20 protein-coding genes are annotated in these 21,732 nt (G+C 72.7%); 8 read left to right on the forward strand and 12 right to left on the reverse strand.

Going from position 1 to position 21,732, the window contains the following annotated elements:
• Positions 1-3 precede the first annotated feature (3 nt).
• Complete coding sequence (locus tag BKA05_RS09380) at positions 4-1,008, forward strand: acyl-CoA dehydrogenase family protein (protein WP_179531205.1); 1,005 nt, start codon at positions 4-6, stop codon at positions 1,006-1,008.
• Positions 1,009-1,311: 303 nt separating this feature from the next.
• Here the strand turns inward: BKA05_RS09380 and BKA05_RS09385 are convergent, their stop codons facing one another.
• From BKA05_RS09385 to BKA05_RS09415, 7 genes are all read right to left on the reverse strand, one after another.
• A complete protein-coding gene (locus tag BKA05_RS09385; RefSeq protein ID WP_246289779.1) occupies positions 1,312-1,947 on the reverse strand; it encodes a flavin reductase family protein in 636 nt (211 codons plus the stop codon).
• Between the two features lie 47 nt (positions 1,948-1,994).
• Positions 1,995-2,894, reverse strand: coding sequence for an iron-dependent extradiol dioxygenase HsaC (gene hsaC / locus BKA05_RS09390; RefSeq protein ID WP_218842381.1), 900 nt, complete (start codon positions 2,892-2,894; stop codon positions 1,995-1,997).
• A gap of 1 nt (position 2,895) precedes the next feature.
• Positions 2,896-3,789 carry a 4,5:9,10-diseco-3-hydroxy-5,9,17-trioxoandrosta-1(10),2-diene-4-oate hydrolase gene (gene hsaD, locus BKA05_RS09395; protein ID WP_179531206.1) on the reverse strand — a complete coding sequence of 298 codons (894 nt, stop codon included), beginning with the start codon at positions 3,787-3,789 and terminating at the stop codon, positions 2,896-2,898.
• Positions 3,790-3,797: 8 nt separating this feature from the next.
• On the reverse strand, positions 3,798-4,964 hold the full coding sequence (gene hsaA, locus BKA05_RS09400) for a 3-hydroxy-9,10-secoandrosta-1,3,5(10)-triene-9,17-dione monooxygenase oxygenase subunit (protein WP_179531207.1): 1,167 nt from the start codon (positions 4,962-4,964) through the stop codon (positions 3,798-3,800).
• A 99-nt stretch (positions 4,965-5,063) separates the two neighbouring features.
• Positions 5,064-6,155: a 4-hydroxy-2-oxovalerate aldolase gene (gene dmpG / locus BKA05_RS09405; protein ID WP_179531208.1), complete on the reverse strand. Its 1,092-nt coding sequence runs from the start codon at positions 6,153-6,155 to the stop codon at positions 5,064-5,066.
• Between the two features lie 52 nt (positions 6,156-6,207).
• Complete coding sequence (locus BKA05_RS09410; protein WP_179531209.1) at positions 6,208-7,107, reverse strand: acetaldehyde dehydrogenase (acetylating); 900 nt, start codon at positions 7,105-7,107, stop codon at positions 6,208-6,210.
• A gap of 59 nt (positions 7,108-7,166) precedes the next feature.
• The gene (locus BKA05_RS09415; RefSeq protein WP_179531210.1) at positions 7,167-7,964 is read right to left on the reverse strand and encodes a fumarylacetoacetate hydrolase family protein; all 798 of its coding nucleotides are present in this window, start codon (positions 7,962-7,964) and stop codon (positions 7,167-7,169) included.
• A 34-nt stretch (positions 7,965-7,998) separates the two neighbouring features.
• Between BKA05_RS09415 and kstD the strand changes: the two genes are divergently transcribed.
• Complete coding sequence (gene kstD, locus BKA05_RS09420) at positions 7,999-9,750, forward strand: 3-oxosteroid 1-dehydrogenase (RefSeq protein WP_179531211.1); 1,752 nt, start codon at positions 7,999-8,001, stop codon at positions 9,748-9,750.
• On the forward strand, positions 9,750-10,628 hold the full coding sequence (locus BKA05_RS09425) for a MaoC/PaaZ C-terminal domain-containing protein (RefSeq protein ID WP_179531212.1): 879 nt from the start codon (positions 9,750-9,752) through the stop codon (positions 10,626-10,628). Before kstD ends, BKA05_RS09425 begins: the two co-directional genes overlap by 1 nt.
• 127 nt (positions 10,629-10,755) lie before the next feature.
• Here the strand turns inward: BKA05_RS09425 and BKA05_RS09430 are convergent, their stop codons facing one another.
• The 3 genes from BKA05_RS09430 to BKA05_RS09440 are packed head-to-tail and all read right to left on the reverse strand — an operon-like array spanning position 10,756 to position 13,968.
• Complete coding sequence (locus tag BKA05_RS09430) at positions 10,756-11,958, reverse strand: DUF480 domain-containing protein (RefSeq protein ID WP_179531213.1); 1,203 nt, start codon at positions 11,956-11,958, stop codon at positions 10,756-10,758.
• A gap of 22 nt (positions 11,959-11,980) precedes the next feature.
• Positions 11,981-12,478, reverse strand: coding sequence for a 2'-5' RNA ligase family protein (locus BKA05_RS09435; protein ID WP_179531214.1), 498 nt, complete (start codon positions 12,476-12,478; stop codon positions 11,981-11,983).
• 5 nt (positions 12,479-12,483) lie between these two features.
• Complete coding sequence (locus tag BKA05_RS09440; RefSeq protein ID WP_179531215.1) at positions 12,484-13,968, reverse strand: cryptochrome/photolyase family protein; 1,485 nt, start codon at positions 13,966-13,968, stop codon at positions 12,484-12,486.
• 53 nt (positions 13,969-14,021) lie between these two features.
• On the opposite strand from BKA05_RS09440, the gene BKA05_RS09445 reads away from it, so the two are divergent.
• Positions 14,022-14,750, forward strand: a complete 729-nt coding sequence (locus BKA05_RS09445; protein ID WP_179531216.1) for a dienelactone hydrolase family protein — start codon at positions 14,022-14,024, stop codon at positions 14,748-14,750.
• A 29-nt stretch (positions 14,751-14,779) separates the two neighbouring features.
• Positions 14,780-15,202, forward strand: coding sequence for an NAD(+)--rifampin ADP-ribosyltransferase (gene arr / locus BKA05_RS09450; protein ID WP_218842793.1), 423 nt, complete (start codon positions 14,780-14,782; stop codon positions 15,200-15,202).
• 12 nt (positions 15,203-15,214) lie between these two features.
• Here arr and BKA05_RS09455 read toward each other — a convergent pair whose 3' ends face one another.
• The gene (locus BKA05_RS09455) at positions 15,215-16,018 is read right to left on the reverse strand and encodes a MerR family transcriptional regulator (protein ID WP_179531218.1); all 804 of its coding nucleotides are present in this window, start codon (positions 16,016-16,018) and stop codon (positions 15,215-15,217) included.
• Between the two features lie 91 nt (positions 16,019-16,109).
• Here BKA05_RS09455 and BKA05_RS09460 point away from each other — a divergent pair, with 91 nt between their 5' ends.
• Positions 16,110-16,460 (forward strand): nuclear transport factor 2 family protein, encoded by a 351-nt coding sequence (locus BKA05_RS09460; protein WP_246289780.1) that lies wholly within the window; start codon positions 16,110-16,112, stop codon positions 16,458-16,460.
• A gap of 4 nt (positions 16,461-16,464) precedes the next feature.
• On the opposite strand, the gene BKA05_RS09465 is transcribed toward BKA05_RS09460, so the two are convergent.
• Positions 16,465-17,442 carry an FAD-dependent oxidoreductase gene (locus tag BKA05_RS09465; RefSeq protein ID WP_218842382.1) on the reverse strand — a complete coding sequence of 326 codons (978 nt, stop codon included), beginning with the start codon at positions 17,440-17,442 and terminating at the stop codon, positions 16,465-16,467.
• Positions 17,443-17,513: 71 nt separating this feature from the next.
• On the opposite strand from BKA05_RS09465, the gene BKA05_RS09470 reads away from it, so the two are divergent.
• Together BKA05_RS09470 and BKA05_RS09475 are read left to right on the forward strand one after the other, a co-directional pair.
• Positions 17,514-18,701, forward strand: coding sequence for an exonuclease SbcCD subunit D (locus BKA05_RS09470; RefSeq protein ID WP_179531219.1), 1,188 nt, complete (start codon positions 17,514-17,516; stop codon positions 18,699-18,701).
• Positions 18,698-21,727, forward strand: coding sequence for an AAA family ATPase (locus BKA05_RS09475; RefSeq protein ID WP_179531220.1), 3,030 nt, complete (start codon positions 18,698-18,700; stop codon positions 21,725-21,727). The genes BKA05_RS09470 and BKA05_RS09475 overlap by 4 nt, the downstream gene beginning before the upstream one ends.
• Positions 21,728-21,732 lie beyond the last annotated feature (5 nt).

Raw genomic sequence — 21,732 nt, forward strand, 5'->3', positions numbered from 1 at the left:
ACGATGGACCTCTCCCTCTCCGAGGAGCAGACCGAGCTGGTCGCGACCGTGCGGTCGCTGCTGGCCAAGCGCAGCGACAGCGCCGCGGTGCGGGCCGCGATCGCCTCCGACGCCGGCGTCGACGCCGGGCTGTGGCAGGTGCTGTGCGAGCAGATCGGGGTGGCCTCGCTGGCCGTCCCCGAGGAGCACGACGGCGTGGGTGCCTCGCTCGTGGAGTCGGTGCTCGTCCTGGAGGAGCTCGGCCGCGCCCTGGCGCCCGTGCCCGCCCTGTCGTCGCTGGTGACCGCCGAAGCGGTCCTGGCCGGTGCCGACACCGACGCCACGGCGCGCCTGCTCCCCCGGCTGGCCGCCGGCGAGGTCGGGGCCTTCGCCGTGCTGGCGGGAGGCGAGGCGACGGCCGTCCTCGACGCCGACCTGGCCGACGTGCTGGTGGTGGCCGACGGTGAGCACCTCTACGAGGTCGATCCGACATCCGCGGAGGTCTCGTGGACCCCGTCGATGGACCAGACCCTGCGCCTGGGCAGGCTCCGCGTCGACGTCTCCACCGCGACCCGGATCGGCTCGGCCGCGCCGGCCGTCGAGCGCGCCTCGCTGGTCGGTGCCCTCGGGGCTGTCGCCCTGTCGGTCGGCTGTGCCCAGCGCGGCCTGGACATGACGGTGGCCTACGCCAAGGACCGTGTGCAGTTCGGTCGCCCCATCGGCTCCTTCCAGGCGCTCAAGCACCGGATGGCCGACATGCTGGTGCTGCTGGAGATGTCGCGCTCGGCCTCGTGGGCCGCGGCGTACGCCGTCGCCTCCGGCGCCCCCGACGCGCCTGCGCTGGTGCACGCGGCGAAGTCGTACGTCGGTGACGCCCTGGCCCAGGTGGCCGCTGAGACGGTGCAGATCCACGGCGGGATCGCGATCACCTGGGAGCACGACGCCCACCTGGTGTTCAAGCGGGCGCACGCGCTGGGCCAGCTCTTCGGTGCGCCGCACGTGCACCGCGCAGCGCTCACCCTGCCCTGAGCGTCGTCCCGGTCGCCACCGTCCGCGGCGTCCCACGACGGGGTCACCGACCCGTTGCCGAACGGTGTCCCCGGTGAGGACCGGGCGTGGGTGCGGCGGGCCTAGCGTCGAGTCATGAACACGACCTCCAGCACCACGACCAGCAGCGCCACCTCGTCGCCCGCGGGCACCGAGGTGCGACCCGTCGCCGGGATCGGCATGGTCGCGAACCCGCGACGCACCCGCGTCTGACCCCGCGCGATCTGAGCCCGCGCGTCAGTCCACGGCCGGGTCAGTCCACGGCCGGGTCAGTCCACGGCCGGGTCAGTCGACTGCCGGCTCCGTCGTCGCGTAGCGGCCACGGAAGAACAGCAGCGGGTCGTCCACGTCGCCGACCTCCAGACCGAGCACCCGGCCGATGACGACGTAGTGGTCACCGGCCTCGTGGACGGCGTGGATGCTGCACTCCAGGTGCGCGATCGTGCCGCGCAGCAGCGGGGTGCCGGTCGCCGGAGCCGGCGTCCAGTCCACGCCCGCGAACTTGTCCGCGCCCCGGCTGGCCATCTGGTTGGACAGCCACGCCTGGTCCTCGGCGAGGATGTTGACGCAGAACTTCCCGGACCGCTGGATCAACGGCCAGGCCCGTGAGGTCTTCGCGGGGATGAACATCACCAGCGGCGGGTCCAGCGACACGCTGGAGAAGGACTGGCAGGTCATGCCGACCGGCTCGCCACCGCTCATGGTGGTCACGACCGTGACGCCCGAGGCGAACTGCGAGAGCACGTCGCGGAAGCGCCGCGCGGCCGAGACAGCCTCCTCGTCGTCGGCCGGGACCTCGACCTCCTCGCCGGGGCGCAGGTCGAAGATCGAGTCGCCGAGCCAGGACTCGATGAGCTCCGGGCTCGGCCAGGTGGCGCGCGCGTCGGTCCGCATCCCGTCAGGGACATCGTCGTGCGTCATGCGAGCCACCCTAGGGACCTCCATGCCTTCGAGCACGTCGGGCCCGCCTACTGCCCGCCGCCGAAGTCGTGACCCCAGTACGAGACCGCCGTGGACTCCCGGGCGACCCAGGTGCGGTCCTCCACGCGCAGCCCGTCGGTGCCGAACTCGACGTCGAAGCCCGCCGGGCTCTTGACGTAGAAGGAGACCATCTCGTCGTTCATGTGCCGACCGAGCGTCGCCGACAGCGGGGCCTTGTGCTTGCGCACCCGCTCCAGGGCGCGCCCCACGTCGTCGAGCTCGTCGACCTCCAGCATGATGTGGACGCACTTGCTGGCGTTGGGCATCGGCAGGAAGGCCAGCGAGTGGTGCCGCGGGTTGACCCCAAGGAAGCGCAGCCAGACCTTGGAGCCCGGCTCCTTGCCGACGAACTCGCCGGGCATGCTCATCGAGTCGCGCAGCCGGAAGCCCAGCACGTCGTCGTAGAAGCGCAGCGCCTCGACGTCGTCGGTGACCGGGAGCACGACGTGGCCCATGCCCTGGTCGCCGGTGACGAACCTGGCGGCGTACGGCGTGACGATCGGGCGGGACTCGTAGGTGATCCCGTGGAAGATCTCGAAGACGTTGTCGAAGGGGTCGCTGAACCGGATCATCTCCTGGACCCGGCGCTCGTCGAGCTCCTCCTTGGTGGCCTCGGTGAACGCGACACCGGCCTTCTGCAGGTGCTCGCGCACCTCCTGCAGGGCGCGGTGGTCGGCGACCTCCCAGCCGACGCAGTCGAGCTGGTCGACCTCACCGGGCACGACGACCAGACGGGCCGAGACCTCGTCGATGCGCCAGTACTGGTGGTCGGGGTGGGGGCCGCGCCCCTCGGCCAGGCCGAGGACCTTGCCGGCGAAGGTGCGCCACTGCTCCGGGTCGGTGCTGGAGACCCGGACGTAGCCCATGGACCTGATGTCGATCGTCATGTCAGCGCTTCCGTTCGACGTGGCGGGCGAGGAAGGCCGTGGCCACCTCGCAGAACTCCTCGGCGGCCTCGATCTGGGCCCAGTGGCCGCAGTTCGGGAAGACGTGGAGCTGGGCCTTCGGGATGAGCTTGAGGGCGGCCATCGCACCGTCGAGCGGGTTGACCCGGTCCTCGCGGCCCCAGGTGAGCAGCGTGTGCTTGCGCAGCCGGTGCGCCTCGCGCCAGAGCATGCCGTCCTCGGCGGTCTCGGGGTTCCAGAAGGACATCCCCATCGAGCGCATGGCGTCCTGGGCGCCCGGCGCGGTGGCGTCGGCGAAACGGGCCTCGACCAGCTCGTCGGTCACCAGCGACTGGTCGACCACCATCGTCGAGATGAACGCGCGGAGCGTCTCGCGCGACGGGTTCGCACCGAAGTCCATGAGCCGCTGGACACCCTCGGTGGGGTCGGCGTGGAAGAGGTTCAGCGACAGGCCACCGGGGCCCATCATGATCAGCCGCCCGACCCGGTCGGGGTGCGAGAGCGCCAGGCGCATCGCCGTACCGCCGCCCAGGCTGTTGCCGAGCAGGTGCACCCGCTCGATGCCCAGCTGGTCGAGCAGGGCGACCACGGCGTCGGAGGCGAACCGGTAGTAGTTGCCCACCACCGACGGCTTGTCGGAGGCCCCGAAGCCCGGCTGGTCGACCAGGATCGTGCGGAACTCCTCGGCGAAGCCGGGCAGCGCCGGCCCGAAGTTCGACCACGACGAGGCGCCCGGCCCGCCGCCGTGGAGCATGACCAGCGGCAGCCGCTCGGACTTCTCCTCGGCGCGACTGTCGGCCTCGTAGTAGGCCAGGTCGATCTCGCCGGCCGCCTCGGTCCTGACCCGGACGAAGGCCTGGGCGTCCTGCTTGGTCATCGTCACGCTCAGTACATCCCCGGGTCGATCTTGTGGCCGAACTCGTGCGCGCCGAACATCTGCAGCGCCCGCTCGGGGTCGTTGGCGGCGTGGACGCGGCCCGCGTGGGCGTCGCGCCAGGCCCGCTGCAGGTAGGTGCCCTTGGTCAGGGCCCGACCACCGGAGGCCTCGAACAGCGCGTCGATGGCGTCGATGGCGCGCTGGGAGCCCAGGACCTGGTCACGCCGGACCTTCAGCCGCGTCTTGAGCGGGATCTTCTCGCCCTTGGCGACGTAGTCCTGCTCCTCACGGATGTTGTTGACCAGCAGCGCCCAGGCGGCGTCGATCTCGCTGGAGGCCCGCGCGATGCGCACGGCCGAGAACGGGTCGAGGCTGGCCTTCTCGCCGAGGTAGGCCGCACGGGTGCGCTTCTGCTGCATCTCCACGTGCTCCTCGTAGGCCCCCATGGCCATCCCGATGATCGGCGTGGTGATGGTGCCGGTGAAGATCGAGTGGAAGGGCAGCTTGTAGAGGTCGGAGGTGTTCTGCTCCTGACCCGGGCCGCGGCACTGACCGGTCTCGCCCATGGAGAGGGTGAAGGCCTCGGGGATGAACACGTCCTCGACCACGATGTCGTTGGAGCCGGTGCCGGCCAGGCCGACCATGTTCCACACGTCGACGATGGTGTACTTCTCGCGCGGGACCATGAACGTCTTGAAGTCGACGATCTGCCCCTCCTCGGTGAACACGAGCCCGCCCAGCAGCACCCACGAGCAGTGGTCGCAGCCGGAGGAGAAGCTCCACTTGCCCGAGAGGATGTAGCCGCCGTCGGTCACCGTCGCCTTGCCGGTCGGGGCGTAGGAGGAGGAGAGCCGGACGTTGGTGTCCTCGCCCCACACCGCCTGCTGCGCCTCGTCGGCGAACAGGGCGACCTGCCACGGGTGCACCCCCACGACGCTGGAGACCCAGCCGGTGGAGCCGCAGGCCGAGGCGATGTCACGCACGGCGGTGTAGAAGGCGACGGGGTCGGCCTCGTGGCCGTCGAACCGCTTGGGCTGGAGGAGCTTGAAGAAGCCGGTCTCCTCCAGCTCCTTGATGCTCGCCTCCGGGACGACGCGCAGCGCCTCGGTCTCCTCGGCGCGCTCCCTGAAGGTGGGGAGCAGGTCGCGGACGCCGTCGAGAACAGCCTGGGACATCGCACAAACTCCTGTCGGTAGAACGTGTTACTGGCAAGACTAGAACACGTTTCAGTTTTGGACCAGCACCCGTGGGTGAGAGTCGTCTCAGCGCCCTGCTCAGGCGTTGGCCGCCTGCTTGTCCTGCTCGGCCTTGAGCATCAGCGCGATGTCGATCAGCTGGTCCTCCTGGCCGCCGATCAGCTTGCGACGGCCGGCCTCGAGCAGGATCTTGGCGCCGGAGACGCCGTAGCGGTCCGCGGCGTTGCCCGCGTGCTTGAGGAAGGAGGAGTAGACGCCGGCGTACCCCATCATCAGCGTCATCCTGTTGAGCTCGCACTCCTCGGGCATGGCGGGCTTGATGACGTCCTCGGAGGCGTCGACGATCTGGAGGAAGTCGACCCCGGTGCGCCAGCCGAGCTTGTCGCACACGCCGATAAACGCCTCGAGCGGCGTGTTGCCGGCACCGGCACCGAACCGGCGGACCGACCCGTCGATCTGGGTGGCGCCGGCCCGCGCGGCGGCGACGGTGTTGGCGACCCCGAGGGCGAGGTTCTCGTGGCCGTGGAACCCGACGTCGGCGACGTCGCCGATCTCGGCCACGACGGCGGCGACCCGGTCGGAGGTCTGCTCCATGATGAGCGCACCGGCGGAGTCCACGACGTAGACGCACTGGCAGCCTGCGTCGACCATGATCCGTGCCTGCTTGGCCAGCACCTCGGGGAGCTGGGTGTGGCTCATCATCAGGAACCCGACCGTCTCCAGGCCGAGCTCGCGGGCCAGCCCGAAGTGCTGGATGGAAGTGTCGGCCTCGGTGCAGTGGGTGGCGATCCGGCAGATCTGCCCGCCGTTGTCCTGCGCGGCGCGGATGTCGTCCTTGGTGCCGACGCCCGGGAGCATCAGGAAGGCGATCTTGGCGCGCTTCGCGGTCTCCGCCGCGATCCGGATCAGCTCCTGCTCGGGGGTGCGGGAGAAGCCGTAGTTGAACGACGAGCCGCCCAGGCCGTCGCCGTGGGTGACCTCGATGACCGGGATGCCCGAGGAGTCCAGGGCCTCGACGATGTCATGGACCTCGGTCGCGGTGAACTGGTGCCGCTTGTGGTGCGAGCCGTCGCGCAGGCAGGTGTCGGTCAGGCGCAGGTCCAGCTCACCGAACGGCTCGGTGCCGTGGGTGCCGGACCAGGTGCGGGTGAGGGTGTTCAGGTCGGTCATGAGGTTGCCTCTCGGGTGCGGGGGTCTCGACGACGTTCGGCCGTGGCCGGCCTCACTGCTCGACCAGCAGGCTGCGGGCGATGTTCTGGCCGACCTGCGTGGCGGCGGCGGTCATGATGTCGAGGTTGCCGGCGTACGGCGGGAGGAAGTCGCCCGCGCCCTCCACCTCGACGAAGATCGAGACCTTGAGGGCTCCGCGGGTGGCGGGCGAGGGCTCGTCGAGCTGCGGCTCCTGCAGCAGCCGGTAGCCGGGGACGTACTCCTGGACGGCCTTCTCCATCGCGAAGACCGACGCGACGATCGCGTCCCGGTCGGCATCGTGGTCGGCAGCGCAGAAGATGGTGTCGCGCATGATCATCGGCGGCTCTGCCGGATTGAGGATGATGATCGCCTTGCCCTCGGTGGCCCCGCCGATCTCACGCACCCCGTTGCTGGTGGTGCGGGTGAACTCGTCGATGTTGGCGCGGGTGCCGGGGCCGGCCGACATGCTCGAGACCGAGGCGACGATCTCGGCGTAGGACACCGGTGCGACGCGGGAGACCGCGGCGACCATGGGGATGGTGGCCTGTCCGCCGCAGGTGATCATGTTGACGTTCATCGCGTCCACGTGGGTCTCGCCGTTGACCGGCGGGATGACCGCGGGGCCGATGGCGGCCGGCGTCAGGTCGATCGCCCGGATCCCGGCCTCCTCGTAGCGCGGGGCGTACTCGCGGTGCACGTAGGCCGAGGTGGCCTCGAAGATGAGGTCCGGCAGCTCGTCCTGCTTCAGCAGCCAGTCCACACCCTCGTGGGTCGACACCAACCCCTTCTCGGCGGCCAGCTTGAGGCCCTCGCTGCTGGGGTCGACGCCGATCATCCAGCGCGGCTCGATCACGTCGGAGCGCAGCAGCTTGTACATCAGGTCGGTGCCGATGTTGCCTGGCCCGACGATCGCTGCGGTCAGCTTGCTCATGGGTCTCCCTGGTTCCTCGCGCGGTTCGGTGCTGGTACTGGTGCTGGTGCTGGCGGTGGTCAGTCGGTGAAGGTGGCGCGCAGCGGGGCGAAGCCGCTGATGGACGCGAGGACCTCGTCGCCGGGTGCGAAGGGCACGAAGGGCCCCAGGGCGCCGGAGAGGACCAGGTGGCCCTTGCGCAGCGGGTCGCCGAAGCGGGCGGCCTGCACCGCCAGCCAGCGCAGCGCCTCGAGCGGGTCGCCCAGGCAGGCGGCGCCGTTGCCGCTGGAGCGGACCTCGCCGTTGATCGTCAACGTCATGTCGACGTCACGGGGCTCGAGCTCGGTGAGGGGGCGGGCGTCGGCACCGACGACGAAGAGCCCGCTGGAGGCGCAGTCGGCGACGGTGTCGGTGAAGCCGATGTCCCAGCCGGCGATGCGGGAGTCGACGATCTCGAGGGCCGGCAGGGCGACCTCCACCGCCTCGCGGACCGCGTCGAGGGTGATGTCGTCGGGGTCCCCGGGATCGACGTCGTGCGAGAGCACGAAGGCCACCTCGGCCTCGACGCGCGGCTGGAGCAGCCCGGCCATCGAGATCGGGCCGCCGTGGCTGACGTCCATGTCGTGGAGGAGGTAGCCGAAGTCGGGCTGGTCGACGCCGAGCTGGTCCTGGACCGCCTTGGACGTCGCCCCGATCTTGCGGCCGACCACGGTCGCGCCGGCGGCCAGTCGCCGCTCCACGACACCCATCTGCACGGCGTACGCCGCAGCCAGGTCGTCGGTGCCGATGAGGTCGCGCACGGGAGCACACGGCTCCCCGGTCTCCTGGGCTCGGATCAAGCGCTGGCTGGCAGCGCGGATCGCGTCGTCGGACGTCACCCCTGAATACTAGAACCTGTTACAGTTTCGCGCCATGACGGGTGGTCCGACCGGCGCGTTGCCGGCAGAGGTGGATGTCGTCGTCGTGGGAGCCGGTGCGGCCGGCATGAGTGCGGCGCTGCGCGCTGCCTCCCTCGGCCTCGAGACGGTGCTGCTCGAGAAGAGCGAGTACTTCGGCGGGTCAACGGCCCGCAGCGGCGGCGGGGTCTGGATCCCCGACAACTACGCGCTGCGCGCGGCCGGGGAGTCCGACGGCATCGAGGCCGCCAAGACCTACCTCGACGCGATCGTGGGCGACGTGGTGCCCAAGGTCCGCCGCGACACCTACCTCGAGCGCGGGCCCGAGGTCATGGACTTCATCCGCGACCACTCCCCCGTGCGCTTCCGCTGGGTGCCGGAGTACGCCGACTACCAGCCCGAGCAGCCCGGCGGGCGTGCCCGCGGCCGCTCGGTGGAGCCGGACCCGATCGACGGGCGCATCATCGGCGCCGAGCTCGAGCGGCTGCACCCGCAGTACACCAAGGCACCGGCCAACATGGTGGTGCTGCAGCGCGACTTCCGGAAGATCAGCCTCGGCCTGCGCACCCTCGGCGGACCGCTCACGATGCTGCGGGTGCTGCTGCGGCGTACCCTCGCCGGCCTGCGCCGCCAGCGTCTCTACGCCATGGGCAACGCGATCGCCATCGGGCTGCGCAAGGCGCTCATGGACGCCGGCGTGCCGGTGGTCCACGAGGCCGAGCTGAGCGAGCTGCTGCTCTCCGAGGGTCGCGTCGTCGGTGTGAAGGTGCGCCGCGACGGCACCGAGCACGTCGTCCGGGCGCGCCGTGGCGTCGTCATCGGCTCCGGCGGGTTCGAGCGCAACCTGGAGATGCGCGAGAAGTACCAGCCCAAGCCGACCTCGGTGGACTGGACGACCGGCTCGCAGTTCAACACCGGCGGCGGCATCTCGGCGGGCATCACGGCCGGCGCCGAGGTCGCGCTGATGGACGACTCGTGGTGGGGCCCGACCATCCCGCTGCCCAGCGGCCCGTGGTTCTGCCTGGCCGAGCGCAACCTGCCCGGCTCGATCATCGTCAACCAGGCCGGCGAGCGCTACATGAACGAGGCGCTGCCCTACGTCGAGGCCACCCACAAGATCTACGAGGGCGAGGCCACCGGGGTGGGCCACGTGCCGAGCTGGATGGTCATCGACACCCGCTACCGCAACCGCTACCTCTTCGCCGGGCTGTTCCCGCGCCAGCCCTTCCCGGGCCGCTGGTACAAGTACGGCACCATCAAGCGGGCCTCGACGATCGCGGGGCTGGCCGAGGAGATCGGCGTGCCCGCCGCGGCGCTGGAGGCCACGGTCCAGCGCTTCAACGGCTTCGCCCGCAGCGGCGTCGACGAGGACTTCTCCCGCGGGGAGTCGGCGTACGACAAGTACTACTCCGACCCGACGGTCAAGCCGAACCCCTCGCTCGGCGTCATCGACCAGGGCCCCTTCTACGCGGTGAAGATCGTGCCCGGCGACCTCGGCACCAAGGGCGGGCTGGTCACCGACGAGCGCGCCCGAGTGCTGCGCCCCGACGGCTCACCGATCGAGGGCCTGTACGCCGCCGGCAACGCCTCGTCCGCGGTCATGGGCCACACCTACCCCGGCCCGGGCGGCACCATCGGTCCGGCGTTGGTCTTCGGCTACCTGGCCGCCGACGACATCGCCGGTCAGACCGGTGGTCGAGCAGCGACGAGCGCCAGCGAGGAGCGGGCGTCGAGACCACACCCGAACCCCGAGAGCGAGACCGTCTGATGCCCATCGACCCCACCGTCGCCATCGGCTCCCCCGTCGGGGAGGTCGAGTTCTCGTGGAACCAGAGCGACGTGCTGCTCTACCACCTCGGCATCGGGGCCGGCTCCCGCGAGGGCGACAACCTCTCCCCCGACGCGCTGCGCTACACCCTCGACGGCCCGGCCCTGCAGGTGCTGCCGTCCTTCGGCGTGGTCGCCCCCACCTTCCACATGACCGACCCGCCGCCGCTCGACCTGCCCGGCTGCGACATCAACCTGGCCCAGGTCGTGCACGGCTCGCAGGCGATCTCGGTCTCCGCTCCGTTGCCGACCTCGGGCTCGGCCACGATCCGCACGACGCTGACCGATGTCTGGGACAAGGGCAAGGCCGCGGTCATCTGGCAGGAGGGCGTCGCCACCTCGCCGGCGGGCGAGGAGCTGTGGCGGGTGCGCTCGTCGATCTTCGTCAAGGGCGAGGGCGGCTGGGGCGGTGACCGCGGCTCCTCGCAGGCCGTGGAGATCCCCGACCGTGCGGCCGACTGCGACGTCGCCTACGACGTGACACCGCAGCAGGCGCTGCTCTACCGGCTGTGCGGCGACCGCAACCCGCTGCACGCCGACCCCGACTTCGCGAAGGCCGCCGGCTTCCCCGCGCCGATCCTGCACGGGCTGTGCTCCTACGGCATCGTGCTGCGCGAGCTGACCGACGCACTGCTCGGCGGCGACGCCACCCGGGTCACCGGGTTCGGCGCCCGCTTCGCCGGCGTGGTCTTCCCGGGCGAGACGATCCGCGTGCAGGGCTGGCACGAGGACGGGCGCCTCGTCGCCTCGGCCACCGTCGCCGGCGGTCCTCGCGACGGCTCCCCCGTGCTCGCCGACTGCTGGGTCGACCTGGCCTGAGCGGCTGCGGACGTCATACGGACAGGACGTCCGCTGCCGCGGCACGTATGACGTCCCCACGGGTCCTCCGGGGGAGGTCATACGAACAGGACGTCCCCTGCTGCGGAACGTATGACGTCCCGCGGGCTCAGGGGCGACGGGCGAGGACGTAGAGGCGGCGGGTCTGCTCGCCGCGTGCGGTGACCGGCCCGCGGAGGTACCACTCGACGTCGGTCAGTCCCGCGGCCTCGACGAGCCCCACGATCGACTCCGGGTCGTGGCGGACGAAGTCCAGGGCCAGTCCCTCGACGCCGAACCACTCGTCCAGGTGGGCGACGTCGTCGCCCGCCTGGAGCGCGACCACCAGCAGACCACCCGGAGCCAAGGGCCGCACCAGCGACTCAAGGGCCGCAGGCAGTTCGGAGGCGGCGAGATGGATGAGGGAGTACCACGCCAGCACCGCACCCCAGCCGGCCGCGGACTCCGGTCGCATCAGCCGACGCAGGTCGCCCACGTCGTACCGGACGCCGGGGAAGCGGGAGCGAGCCACCTCGACCATCTCGGGGGTCAGGTCCAGGCCGCGTGCGTCGGCGCCGGCCGCGTGCAGGTACGCCGTCACGTGGCCCGGTCCGCTGCCGACCTCGACCACGGGGCCGGTCGTCTCGCTCGCGATCCGCTCGAGAAGCCAGCGCTCGAACGGCAGGTCGTCCAGCTCGGCCGTGAGGTGCTCGGCGTAGGCCTCGGCCACCGCCCCGTAGGTCGCGCGCACCCGGTCATCGCGCGCCTCGGGCGAGTCCGCGATCGGGCTCTCCCGGTCGACTGCGGCGACCGGCGTCGGCTCCCCCGTGTCGACAGCGCCGAGCAGGTGCACCCACCGGTGGTCGCGGTCCCCCGGGCGCTTGTCGAGCCGGCGCACGAACCCCCGCTCGGCCATCCCCACCAAGCACGACTCGGCGTCGTCACGACCGTCGAAGCGGTGCAGGCGCTCGGTGCGGGGGCGCAGCTCGCCCGGGGACTGCGGTCCACGCAGCAGCAGGACCGTCAGCAGGGCGCGCTCGTCGTCCTCGAGGTCGAGCAGGTCGGTGAGGACCTGGTGGTACTTCAGCGTCCGTCGCCCGGTGTCGGACCAGACGATGCGCAGCGCGCCCTTGTCCTTGAGCACCTTGGTGGCGCTCTCGATGGTCTGCTCGTCGAGGTCCGTCACCGGCTCGCGGCTGGAGGTCTGGTTGCAGGCGGAGCGCAGCCCGCCGAGCGTCAGCGGGTACGACGCGGGGACGGTGACCTGCTTCTCCAGCAGGCTCCCGAGGATCCGCTGCTCGGTCGGGCTCAGCTGGAGGTCGAGGTCGGGCACGCCGACGAGCCTAGGTCGCGACTCAGAGCGTGGTGACGTGGCCCTTGTCGGGGTCCCAGCGCCGCACCTCGGTGAGCCGGAGCTCGATCTCGGGCGCCCCCACGATGTCGAGCGCCCGGCCGAGGTCGGCCCGCGGCACCCGGCGGGCCAGCGTCACGTGTGGCAGCCAGCCCCGGTGCGCGCGGTCGGGCACCTGGACCCGCACGGCGAGGACCCGGCGTACGACGTCGTCGTGCAGGTCGACCCCGAGGGCGATCGTGACCCGGTCGCCGCCCAGCAACAGGACGCCGCGCGCGGTCGCGGTGACCGGCAGCATGCCGCGCAGCCGGGCTCGGGCGACGTCGATGGCGGCGTCGGGGATCTCGGGAGCCTCCACGACGGTGACGTGCGGCTGGTTGCTCGTCTTCGTGTGGTCGGCCTGGCTGGGCAGCCCCGCCTCCTGCAACGCACTCCACAGCTCGCGGACGCGGGCGCGGCCGTCGTCGTCGGGCACCAGCTCGAGGGCGTGCAGCTTCGGCATGCGCGTCAGTCTCCCAGCCACGCGCTCGCACGCCGGGTGTGCTCGGCCTTCTTGGCCGGGACGAAGCCGTCGTACGTCCGGACGGCGAAGCCGGAGCGTGGGTTGCGCTCGAAGACCGCGCGGTGGTCACGGACGAAGGTCCAGTAGAGGCCGTCCCAGTCGGCCTCCCAGTCGCCGCGCGGCAGGTCGCTCATCTTCTTGAGGTAGTTGCTGCCCGAGACGTAGGGCTTGGTGGTGACCGACTCCCCCGCCGCGAACTGGCTCATGGCGTAGACGTTGGGCACCATCACCCAGTCGTACGCGTCGACGAACATCTCCATGAACCACTCGTACGCCGCTTCCGGCTCGGTCCGCAGCAGGCACATCGCGTTGCCCAGCACCATCAGCCGCTCGATGTGGTGGGCGTAGCCGTTCTCCAGCACCCGCCGCAGCACCAGGTCGACGGGGTCCAGCCCGGTCTCCGCGGTCCACCAGCCGTCGGCCAGCGGGCGGGTGTGGCCGAGGTGGTTGCGGCTGCGCATCCGCCGGCCCCACAGCACGTAGGTGGCGCGCACGTACTCCCGCCACCCGATCAGCTGGCGCACGAAGCCCTCGAGACTGGCCAGCGGCACCTCCTCGCCGGCGTCGAGCGCGTCGGCCAGCACGTCGCGCGGGTCGAGCAGGCCGATGTTGAGCCCCGGCGTGAGCAGCGCGTGGAAGACGAAGGGGTGCTCCGCGGAGATGGCGTCCTCGTAGGGACCGAACTCGGCGAAGCGCTCCGCCAGGAACTGCCGCAGCCCCGCCCGCGCCTCGGCGTGCGACGTCGGCCAGGCGAAGGCGTCGGCGTCGCCGGGGTTGTCGGGGAACGTCCGCTTCACCCACGCGATCGCGTCCTCCACCTCGGGGTGCCGGGAGCCAGGGCCCGGGCGCTCGACGGTGGGCACCGGGTGCCCCTTCGGCAGCTTCTTGCGGTTGTCCTCGTCGAAGGACCACTTGCCCCCGACCGGCTCGCCGGAGTCGGTCATCAGCACGTCGAGGCGCGTGCGCTGCCAGGAGTAGAAGTGCTGCATCCGCGCCCGGCGGCCCCGTGGACCGGCGCTGCCGTCGAAGTGCTCGGCGAGGTCGGCGCGGGTGCACAGGAAGTTCGGCGACTCCAACCACTCGTCGACCAGGGGGTCGAGGTCTCGCTCCAGCCAGTCGTCCACCACGTCGTACGCCGACACGTGCACCTCCCCGGAGCCGGTCAGCCCCGCGAGGACCCGGTCGAGGGCGGCACGGGAGGTGGTGCGCCCGTCGGTGTCGACCCGCTCCACGGCGTACCCGGCCTCCTCGAGACTGCTGCCGAAACGGCGCATCGACGCCCGGTGCAGGACGAGCTTCTGGGTGTGGAAGCGGTACTGCCGGAACAGCAGGTCGTGCTCGACCAGCACGAACACGGTGCCCTCGACCGCCGAGAGGTGCTGCTCGAAGAGCTGGTGCGGCAGGACGAGCCGGACGCGGGTGGGGGCCACCTGGCGAGCCTAGGCAGGCGCGCGAGGTGCCCGGTCACCCCTAGGGTCGGGCCATGGCGCTCCTCGACACCTGGACCTCCGGCTCCCACACCCACGGCGGCACCAGCCACCCGACGTACCGCAAGGGCACCGGCCCCGGTGTCGTGGTCATCCACGAGATCCCCGGCCCCACCCCGAGCGTCATCGGCTTCGGCGAGGAGCTGGTCGAGGCCGGCTACACGGTGGTGATGCCGCACCTGTTCGGGCGGGCCGAGGCGCCGATGTCCGCCGGGGCGGTGGCGCGCTCGATGCGGCAGGTGTGCGTCAGCGCGGAGTTCACCAAGCTCGCGACGGGGGTCACGACGCCGATCGCGGGGTGGCTGCGCTCGCTGGCGCGCGACCTGCACGCCGAGCTCGGCGGCCCCGGCGTGGGTGCACTGGGGATGTGCTTCACCGGCGGGTTCGCGCTGGCGATGATGGTCGACGACGCGGTCGCGGCTCCGGTGCTGTGCCAGCCGTCGGTGCCGTTCGCGGTCGGCAGGCGCCGTGCGGCCGACCTCAACCTCTCCCCCGACGACCTGGCCGCGGTCAAGCAGCGTGCGGCGGGCGGCTGCGCCGTCCTGGGCATCCAGTACGCCTCCGACCCGATGACCGGCTCCCGGTTCGACACCCTGGACCGCGAGCTCGGCGAGGCGTTCCTGCGAGTGGACCTCCCCGGCAAGGGCCACTCGGTCGTGACCGAGCAGCGCTCCCAGGTCGCGGTGGACCGGGTGCTGGACTTCTTCGGGGAGCGACTGCGGTGAGCGGGGTCCCCGCCCGGCGTCCGGTGACGCTGGCCGACCACGACCACGTGACGGGCCCGTTCTTCCACGGCACCGCCGCGGACCTGGCGGCAGGCGACGTCCTGGAGGCCGGTCGACGCTCCCACTTCCGTCCCGACCAGCCGCTGAGGCACGTCTACTTCGCCGCCCGCCTGGAGACGGCCGTGTGGGGAGCCGAGCTGGCGTCCGCCCTCGGCACGGGCGGTCCGGGCCGGGTGTACGTCGTGGAGCCGCTGGGCGCCTTCGAGGACGACCCGAACGTCACCGACAAGAGGTTCCCCGGCAACCCCACCGAGTCCTACCGCTCGACCGACGGTCTGCGGGTGGTCGGCGAGGTCGACGACTGGGAGCCGCACCCGCCGGAGGTCCTGCAGACGATGCTGGACAACCTCGCCACCCTGCGGCGCGAGGGCCGCGACGTCGTCATCGACTGACCAGGTTGCTCGTCACGACGCGGTGAGGGGGAACACCGGCCAACCGATCTCCGTGCGCCATGCCGTCGGGTCGTCGGTGTCACGCGGACCCACGAGGTAGGACTCGCGGACCGGCCCGGCCACCGACCACGAGCTCGTCGCCACCCAGGCGCCCAGCTCGCCGTAGGTGACGTCGATGTCGTCGTGGTCCCCGACGTGGGTGGCGATGGCCAGCTCCACCGACGGGAGCTCCACGGGTCTGACCCTGCCGAGGGGCCGCGGCACCGGCAGCGGGCGATGGACCAGGACGTGGCCCCGCTCGGCGGTGAACAGGTCGTGGTCGTAGACACCGCCCGGGGGTCCCTCCGCGCGGTCACGGGGCCCGAGCACCGCGTCGAGCTCGGCCATCGCACCGGCGTACCAGCCGAGGACCTCGTCGTGCGCCACCTCGGCCTCCACCGCGGCGACGACCATCGACGGCACCGAGCGCACCGTCACCTCGACCCGCGCCGGCTCGGGCGCCAGGAGCCGACGCAGCGAGGACACCGCCGCGCGGGTCCGCTCCAGCTCCACCTCCAGCCGGCGCAGGTGACCGGCGACCAGGCCGGCACGGACCTCCAGGTCCTCGGTGGCGAGGATGCGGCGGACCTCGGGCAGCGGCACGTCGAGGTCACGCAGCCGGTGGATGACCTGAGCCGTGGGTATCTGTCCCGGGCCGTACCAGCGGTAGCCCGTGTGCTCGTCCACGGTCTCCGGTTCGAGCAGGCCGGCCTCGTGGTAGCGCCGCAGGGTGCGGACGCTGAGGTGGGTCGCGCGCGAGAAGTCGCCGATGCTCATCCGGGCCTGCACCTCGTCATCGTGCACCCTCTCCCAGGGGGAGGGTCCAGCGCTTGTTTCTCCCCCGTGCGCACCCAAGAGGCTCCCCGACATGGACACCATGACCGGGCGACCCGACCTGACCGACCTCCCGACCACGCTGCAGACCTTCCTGACCGCTCATGCCGCCCGCGACGTCGGGGCGGCTCTCGCGACGTTCACCGTGGATGCAGTCGTCACCGACCAGGGGGACGTCTACACGGGCACCGACCGTGTGCGGCACTTCCTGGGCTCCGCAGGCAGCGAGTTCACCTACACCACCCAGCTGCTCGCCGCCCGCGGGAGCGCGGACAGGTGGGTGCTCACCCAGCGACTCGAGGGGGACTTCCCCGGTGGGGTGGCCGACCTCGAGTACGCCTTCACCCTGCGCGGCGCTCTGATCTGCCACCTGAGCATCGGGTGACCGGTCAGTCCAGGCGCTCGACCAGCGCGTGCCCCAGCGCGGTGCCCGACAGCCAGGCGCCCTCGACGCGGGGCTTCTCGGACCACGAGTCCCCGCACGCGGCGACGCCGGTGTCGGTGAGGAGGTAGCGCTCGGGTCGCCCGGTGACGGGCTTGGCGAAGGTCCAGCGGTGGACGGTGGTGTGGACCGGGTCGAGCGTGGGGCCGACGTACCGGGTCAGGGCCTCGAGCATCGCCGGGCCGCCGCCCGGTGGGTCGGCGAGGTGCGGCTGCGCGTGCGCGTCGGTGGAGTGGGCGACCAGGACCGGCGCGGCGTCGCAGCGCCGGCGCCCGTCGTCGGCGATCCAGCCCAGCACCGGGTAGTCGTTGACGAACAGCCCGTCCGGCAGCTCCTCCCAGCAACGCTCGGGGTAGACCGCGGTCAGTGCCAGCACCGCCTCGTACGCCGCCGTCAGGCCCGCGGCCGCGGCCGGGTGGGCCGCGTGGTCGACGAGCCGGGCCGCCTGCGGGTCCGGCATCGCCAGCACCACCGCCCGCGCCGGACGACCGTCCACGGTGGGCAGGCCGTCCTCGGCCGAGACCCGCTGCACCTCGGTGGTCCCGCGCACCGGCAGGTCCACGGCCAGTGCCTCGACCAGCGAGCGGATGCCGCCGGGCGTGCCCCAGCGCACCGGGCCGGTCGTCGTCGATCGGTCATCGCCGCGACCGGACACGACCCCGAAGGTGTCGGTCCACTCCCGCGCCAGCCCCGCCTCGGCCCACCCCGCCACGACCTGCTCGAAGGCCGGGTCGGAGACGGTGAAGTACGACGCCCCGATGTCGGCCGGCCGACCCTCGTGACGGCGCGAGGCCATCCGCCCGCCCGCCCGGCGGCCCCGGTCGACCAGCTCGACGGGGATGCCCGCCGCGGTGAGCACACGGGCGCAGGCGACGCCGGAGATCCCGGCGCCGACGATCATCACGGGCAGGCGAGGAGACTCCACGTGACGAGCCTGGCAGGTCGGTGACGGCGTGGGTCCACCCTGTTGTCGGTGCTCGCTCCTACGGTCGTGGCATGCGCCTGCTCCACACCTCCGACTGGCACCTGGGCCGGTCGTTCCACCGGGAGGGGATGCTGGCGCACCAGGCGGCGTACGTCGACCACCTGCTCGAGGTCGTCGAGCGTGAGTGCGTCGACGTGGTGCTGGTGGCCGGCGACGTCTACGACCGGGCGTTGCCGCCGGTCGACGCCGTGGCCCTGGCCGACGAGGCCCTCGCCCGGCTCGCCGCGTCCCGCGCACGCGTCGTGGTGACCAGCGGCAACCACGACTCCGCTCGCCGGCTCGGGTTCAGCGCCCGACTCATCGATAGCGCCGGGGTCCACCTGCGCACTGACCCGGCCGGCGTCGGCACCCCGGTCCTGCTGGAGGACCAGCACGGTCCCGTCGCGATCCACGGCCTGCCCTACCTCGACCCCGAGTCGCTCCGCGAGCCGTGGGCGCTGACCGAGCGCAGCCACGAGGCGACGCTCACCGAGGCCATGCGACGGGTCCGCGCCGACCTCGACACCCGCCGCGGCACCCGCTCGGTCGTGATGGCGCACGCGTTCGTCGGCGGGGGCGCCCGCCCCGAGGAGAGCGACTCCGAGCGCGACATCTCCGTGGGTGGCGTCTCGCTGGTGCCGGTGCCGGTCTTCGACGGCGTCGACTACGTCGCCCTGGGGCACCTGCACGGGCGCCACGTGCTCAGCGAGCGCGTGCACTACTCGGGGTCCCCCCTGGCCTACTCGTTCTCCGAGGCCGACCACCGCAAGGGCTCGTGGCTGGTCGACCTGGCCGCCGACGGCTCGGTGCGCACCGAGTTCGTCGAGGCCCCGGTGCCCCGTCGGCTGGCGCGGCTGCGGGGCAGCCTGGAGGAGCTCCTCACCGAGGCCAGGCACGCCGAGCACGAGGACTCCTGGCTCCAGGTCACCCTCACCGACACCGACCGACCGGCCCAGGCCATGGAGCGGCTGCGCCGGCGCTTCCCGCACACCCTGGTGCTGGGCTTCGACGCGCCGCTGCCGAGCGTCGGCGGCCTGCCCGCCACGCGCACGTCCGGTCGCAGCGACCACGACGTGGTGACGGAGTTCTTCGCCACCCTGCGCGGGCGCCCGCCGGCCGACGACGAGTCCGCGCTGCTGCGTCGGGCCGTCGACGCGTGCTGCGAGGACGACGACCTCGCCCGCGAGCAGCGCACCACCTCCGCAGGAGCGGCGCGATGAGGCTGCACCGCCTGGAGGTCACCGCCTTCGGCCCGTTCCCCGAGACGGTGGAGGTCGACCTCGACGCGCTCTCCGACGCCGGGCTCTTCCTGCTCACCGGCCCGACAGGCGCGGGCAAGACCAGCGTCCTCGACGCCGTCTGCTTCGCCCTGTACGGCGACGTCCCGGGCGACCGGGGGTCGGCCAAGCGGCTGCGGGCCGACCAGGCGGCCCCCGGCGTCCGGCCCCGCGTCGAGCTCGAGCTGAGCGTGGCCGGTCGACGACTGCGGCTGGTCCGCACCCCGGCCTGGGAGCGCGAGAAGCTCCGCGGCACCGGCACGACCACCGAGCAGGCCTCCGTCGTGCTGGCCGAGCGACTGCCCGACGGGGAGTGGCGCACGCTCTCGACCCGGCTCGACGAGACCGGCCACCTCGTCGGCGACCTGCTCGGGATGACGCTGACCCAGTTCACCCAGGTCGCGATGCTGCCGCAGGGACGCTTCCAGGCCTTCCTGCGCGCCAAGTCCGAGGACCGCCACAAGCTCCTGCAGCAGCTCTTCCGCACCGGTCGCTTCGAGGACGTCGAGGCCTGGCTGCGCGAGCACCGCTCCGGTCTGCGCCGCGAGTCCACCCGGCTCCAGCAGGTGGTGGCCGACCTCGTCAGCCGGGTCAGCGAGACCGCGGACGCCCAGCCCCCCGAGCCCGACTCCTGGGAGGACTCCCTGCTGGCCTGGGCCGGCGGGCTCCACACCACCGCCGTCACCGACCGTGATCACTCCGCCTCCCAGCGCGCCACCGCGGAGACCGGCGAGGCCCGGGCACGCGAGGCGCTGGAGCGCGCCCGCGCCGCCCACGACCAGCACCGGCGCTGGTCCCGCGCCCGCACCGAGCGTGCCGCGCTGCTTGCTCGCGGCGACGAGCACGCACGCCAGGAGACGGCGCTCGCCGACGCCCGGCGGGCGGTCCCCGTCGTGCTCGCCGACCGCCGGCACCGCGAGGCGGGCGCGGCGCTCGACCGGCTCGCGCGCCGGGTCACGACCCTGCGCGCGGAGCTGCCGGTGGCCCTGCCCGACGAGCAGCTCGCACCGCACGAGGAGGCCCTGCTGCTCGCTGCGGGCAGGGTGCGTGAGGCACTCCCCCGCCTCGCGGAGCTCGAGGAGATCGAGGGGCGCCTCCCCGAGCAGGCCGACGCCCGCCGGCAGGCCCGCGCCCGGGTGGAGGCCTGCGCTGCCGACGTCGCCGAGGCACCCGACCGGCTGCGCGCGGCCCGCGACCGGCTCCTCGCCGTCCAGGCAGAGGCCGCTGCTCTGCCCGCCCACGAGGCCGGCCTCGTTTCGGTGCGCGAGGCGATCGCCGCCGCCGTCGAGGCCCGGTCCGTCGAGGCCGAGCTGGCTTCCGCCCGGGCCGAGCACCTCGCCGCCCGCGAGGTCACGGTCGCGACGCACGAGCGCCTGCTCGCGGTGCGCGAGGCGCGGATCGAGTCGATGGCCTCCGAGCTGGCGGGGGCGCTGGCCGTGGGCGGCTGCTGCCCCGTGTGCGGCTCCCACGAGCACCCCGCCAAGGCGCAGCCCGGGCCCGATGCCACCGACGCCGCCGCCGAGAAGGACGCCCAGCGCCGGCTCGACGACGCCAAGACCGAGGAGCACCTGCGCGCCGAGCACGTGCGCGACCTCGAGACCAGGCTGGCCCTGCTGCGCGACCGGGCCGGCGACACCGACCCCGACCGCTCCGGGGACGAGCTGACCCGGCTCGAGACCGCCTGCCGCCGGAGCCGAGCGGCCGCCGAGCAGGCCCCCCGCGCCGCCGCGGCGCTCACCCGCGCCGAGCAGGCCGCCGCCGACGCCGGCGCCGCGCTCGACCGGGCCCGGGCCCACCTCGTCGAGGTCGAGCAGCAGCACGCCACCGCCGTACGTGACGCCGACCGGCTGGAGGCCGAGGTAGCCGCCGCCGGCAGCCTGGCCCGACACGCCCTGGCCGGTGGCGACCCCGACGACCTCGACCCGGCCGAGCCCGAGCTGCCGCTGGACGGACGTCCCGACCTGGGCGCGCTGGAGCCGGCGCTGACCCGCCGGTTGACCGTCGTGCGCACGCTGCGCGACCTCACCCACGAGCACGCCGCCGCCGAGACCGCCGTCCGCGAGGCATGGGCCGGGTGCGAGGAGGCCGTCTCCGAGGCCGGCTTCGACGACCTCGACGCCGCGCTGGCCGCCGCCGTTCCCGCCGAGGAGCAGGAGCGGCTCGCGACCGCGGTCGAGGCGCACCGCACGCGGCTGGCAGCGGTGAGCGAGGTCCTCTCCGACGCCCCCGACCCCGACTCCGAGGAGCCCCTGCCCGACCTCGACACCCTGACCGCCCAGCACGCGAGCGCCCAGGAGCTGCTGGGTGCGGCCCATACCCGCGCCACGACGCTGCGGGTGCGGGCCGAGCGGCTCGGGGCGCTGGTGACCGAGCTGACCGCTGCGCTGGAGGAGTGGGCACCGGTGCAGGAGCAGCTGCGCCTGGCGACCTCGGTCTCGTCGTTCGTCGACGGCCGCTCCGCGGACAACCCGCTGCAGATGCGTCTGTCGGCCTACGTCCTGGCCTGGCGGCTCTCCCAGGTGGTCGCCGCCGCCAACGAGCGACTCGCCCGGATGAGCGACCAGCGCTACTCCCTCGAGCACACCGGCCGCCGCGGCGCCGGCGAGACCCGCGGCGGGCTGAGCCTGCTGGTGCGTGACGACTGGTCCGGCGAGAGCCGCGACCCGGTCACGCTGTCGGGTGGGGAGACGTTCGTCGTCTCGCTGGCGCTGGCGCTGGGCCTGGCCGACGTCATCGCTCAGGAGGCAGGCGGCACGGAGCTCGACACCCTCTTCGTCGACGAGGGCTTCGGGTCGCTGGACCCCGAGACCCTCGAGGACGTCATGGACACCCTCGACTCCCTGCGCGAGGGCGGACGCGTGGTCGGCGTGGTCAGCCACGTGAGCGAGATGCGCGACCGGATCCCCGTCCAGCTGCACGTCACCAAGGGCCGCAGCGGGTCGAGCGTGCGGCTCTCACGCGGCGTGTAGGTTGC

The sequence above is a fragment of the Nocardioides marinus genome (assembly GCF_013408145.1).
Classification (GTDB): domain Bacteria; phylum Actinomycetota; class Actinomycetes; order Propionibacteriales; family Nocardioidaceae; genus Nocardioides; species Nocardioides marinus.

Bases quoted from the DNA above. Each gene is read 5' to 3' on its own strand.
- BKA05_RS09380 (WP_179531205.1), top strand. From the start codon at position 4: ATGGACCTCTCCCTCTCCGAGGAGCAGACCGAGCTGGTCGCGACCGTG.
- BKA05_RS09385 (WP_246289779.1), bottom strand. From the start codon at position 1,947: ATGACGCACGACGATGTCCCTGACGGGATGCGGACCGACGCGCGCGCC.
- hsaC (WP_218842381.1), bottom strand. From the start codon at position 2,894: ATGACGATCGACATCAGGTCCATGGGCTACGTCCGGGTCTCCAGCACC.
- hsaD (WP_179531206.1), bottom strand. From the start codon at position 3,789: ATGACCAAGCAGGACGCCCAGGCCTTCGTCCGGGTCAGGACCGAGGCG.
- hsaA (WP_179531207.1), bottom strand. From the start codon at position 4,964: ATGTCCCAGGCTGTTCTCGACGGCGTCCGCGACCTGCTCCCCACCTTC.
- dmpG (WP_179531208.1), bottom strand. From the start codon at position 6,155: ATGACCGACCTGAACACCCTCACCCGCACCTGGTCCGGCACCCACGGC.
- BKA05_RS09410 (WP_179531209.1), bottom strand. From the start codon at position 7,107: ATGAGCAAGCTGACCGCAGCGATCGTCGGGCCAGGCAACATCGGCACC.
- kstD (WP_179531211.1), top strand. From the start codon at position 7,999: ATGACGGGTGGTCCGACCGGCGCGTTGCCGGCAGAGGTGGATGTCGTC.
- BKA05_RS09425 (WP_179531212.1), top strand. From the start codon at position 9,750: ATGCCCATCGACCCCACCGTCGCCATCGGCTCCCCCGTCGGGGAGGTC.
- BKA05_RS09435 (WP_179531214.1), bottom strand. From the start codon at position 12,478: ATGCCGAAGCTGCACGCCCTCGAGCTGGTGCCCGACGACGACGGCCGC.
- BKA05_RS09445 (WP_179531216.1), top strand. From the start codon at position 14,022: ATGGCGCTCCTCGACACCTGGACCTCCGGCTCCCACACCCACGGCGGC.
- BKA05_RS09455 (WP_179531218.1), bottom strand. From the start codon at position 16,018: ATGAGCATCGGCGACTTCTCGCGCGCGACCCACCTCAGCGTCCGCACC.
- BKA05_RS09460 (WP_246289780.1), top strand. From the start codon at position 16,110: ATGGACACCATGACCGGGCGACCCGACCTGACCGACCTCCCGACCACG.
- BKA05_RS09470 (WP_179531219.1), top strand. From the start codon at position 17,514: ATGCGCCTGCTCCACACCTCCGACTGGCACCTGGGCCGGTCGTTCCAC.
- BKA05_RS09475 (WP_179531220.1), top strand. From the start codon at position 18,698: ATGAGGCTGCACCGCCTGGAGGTCACCGCCTTCGGCCCGTTCCCCGAG.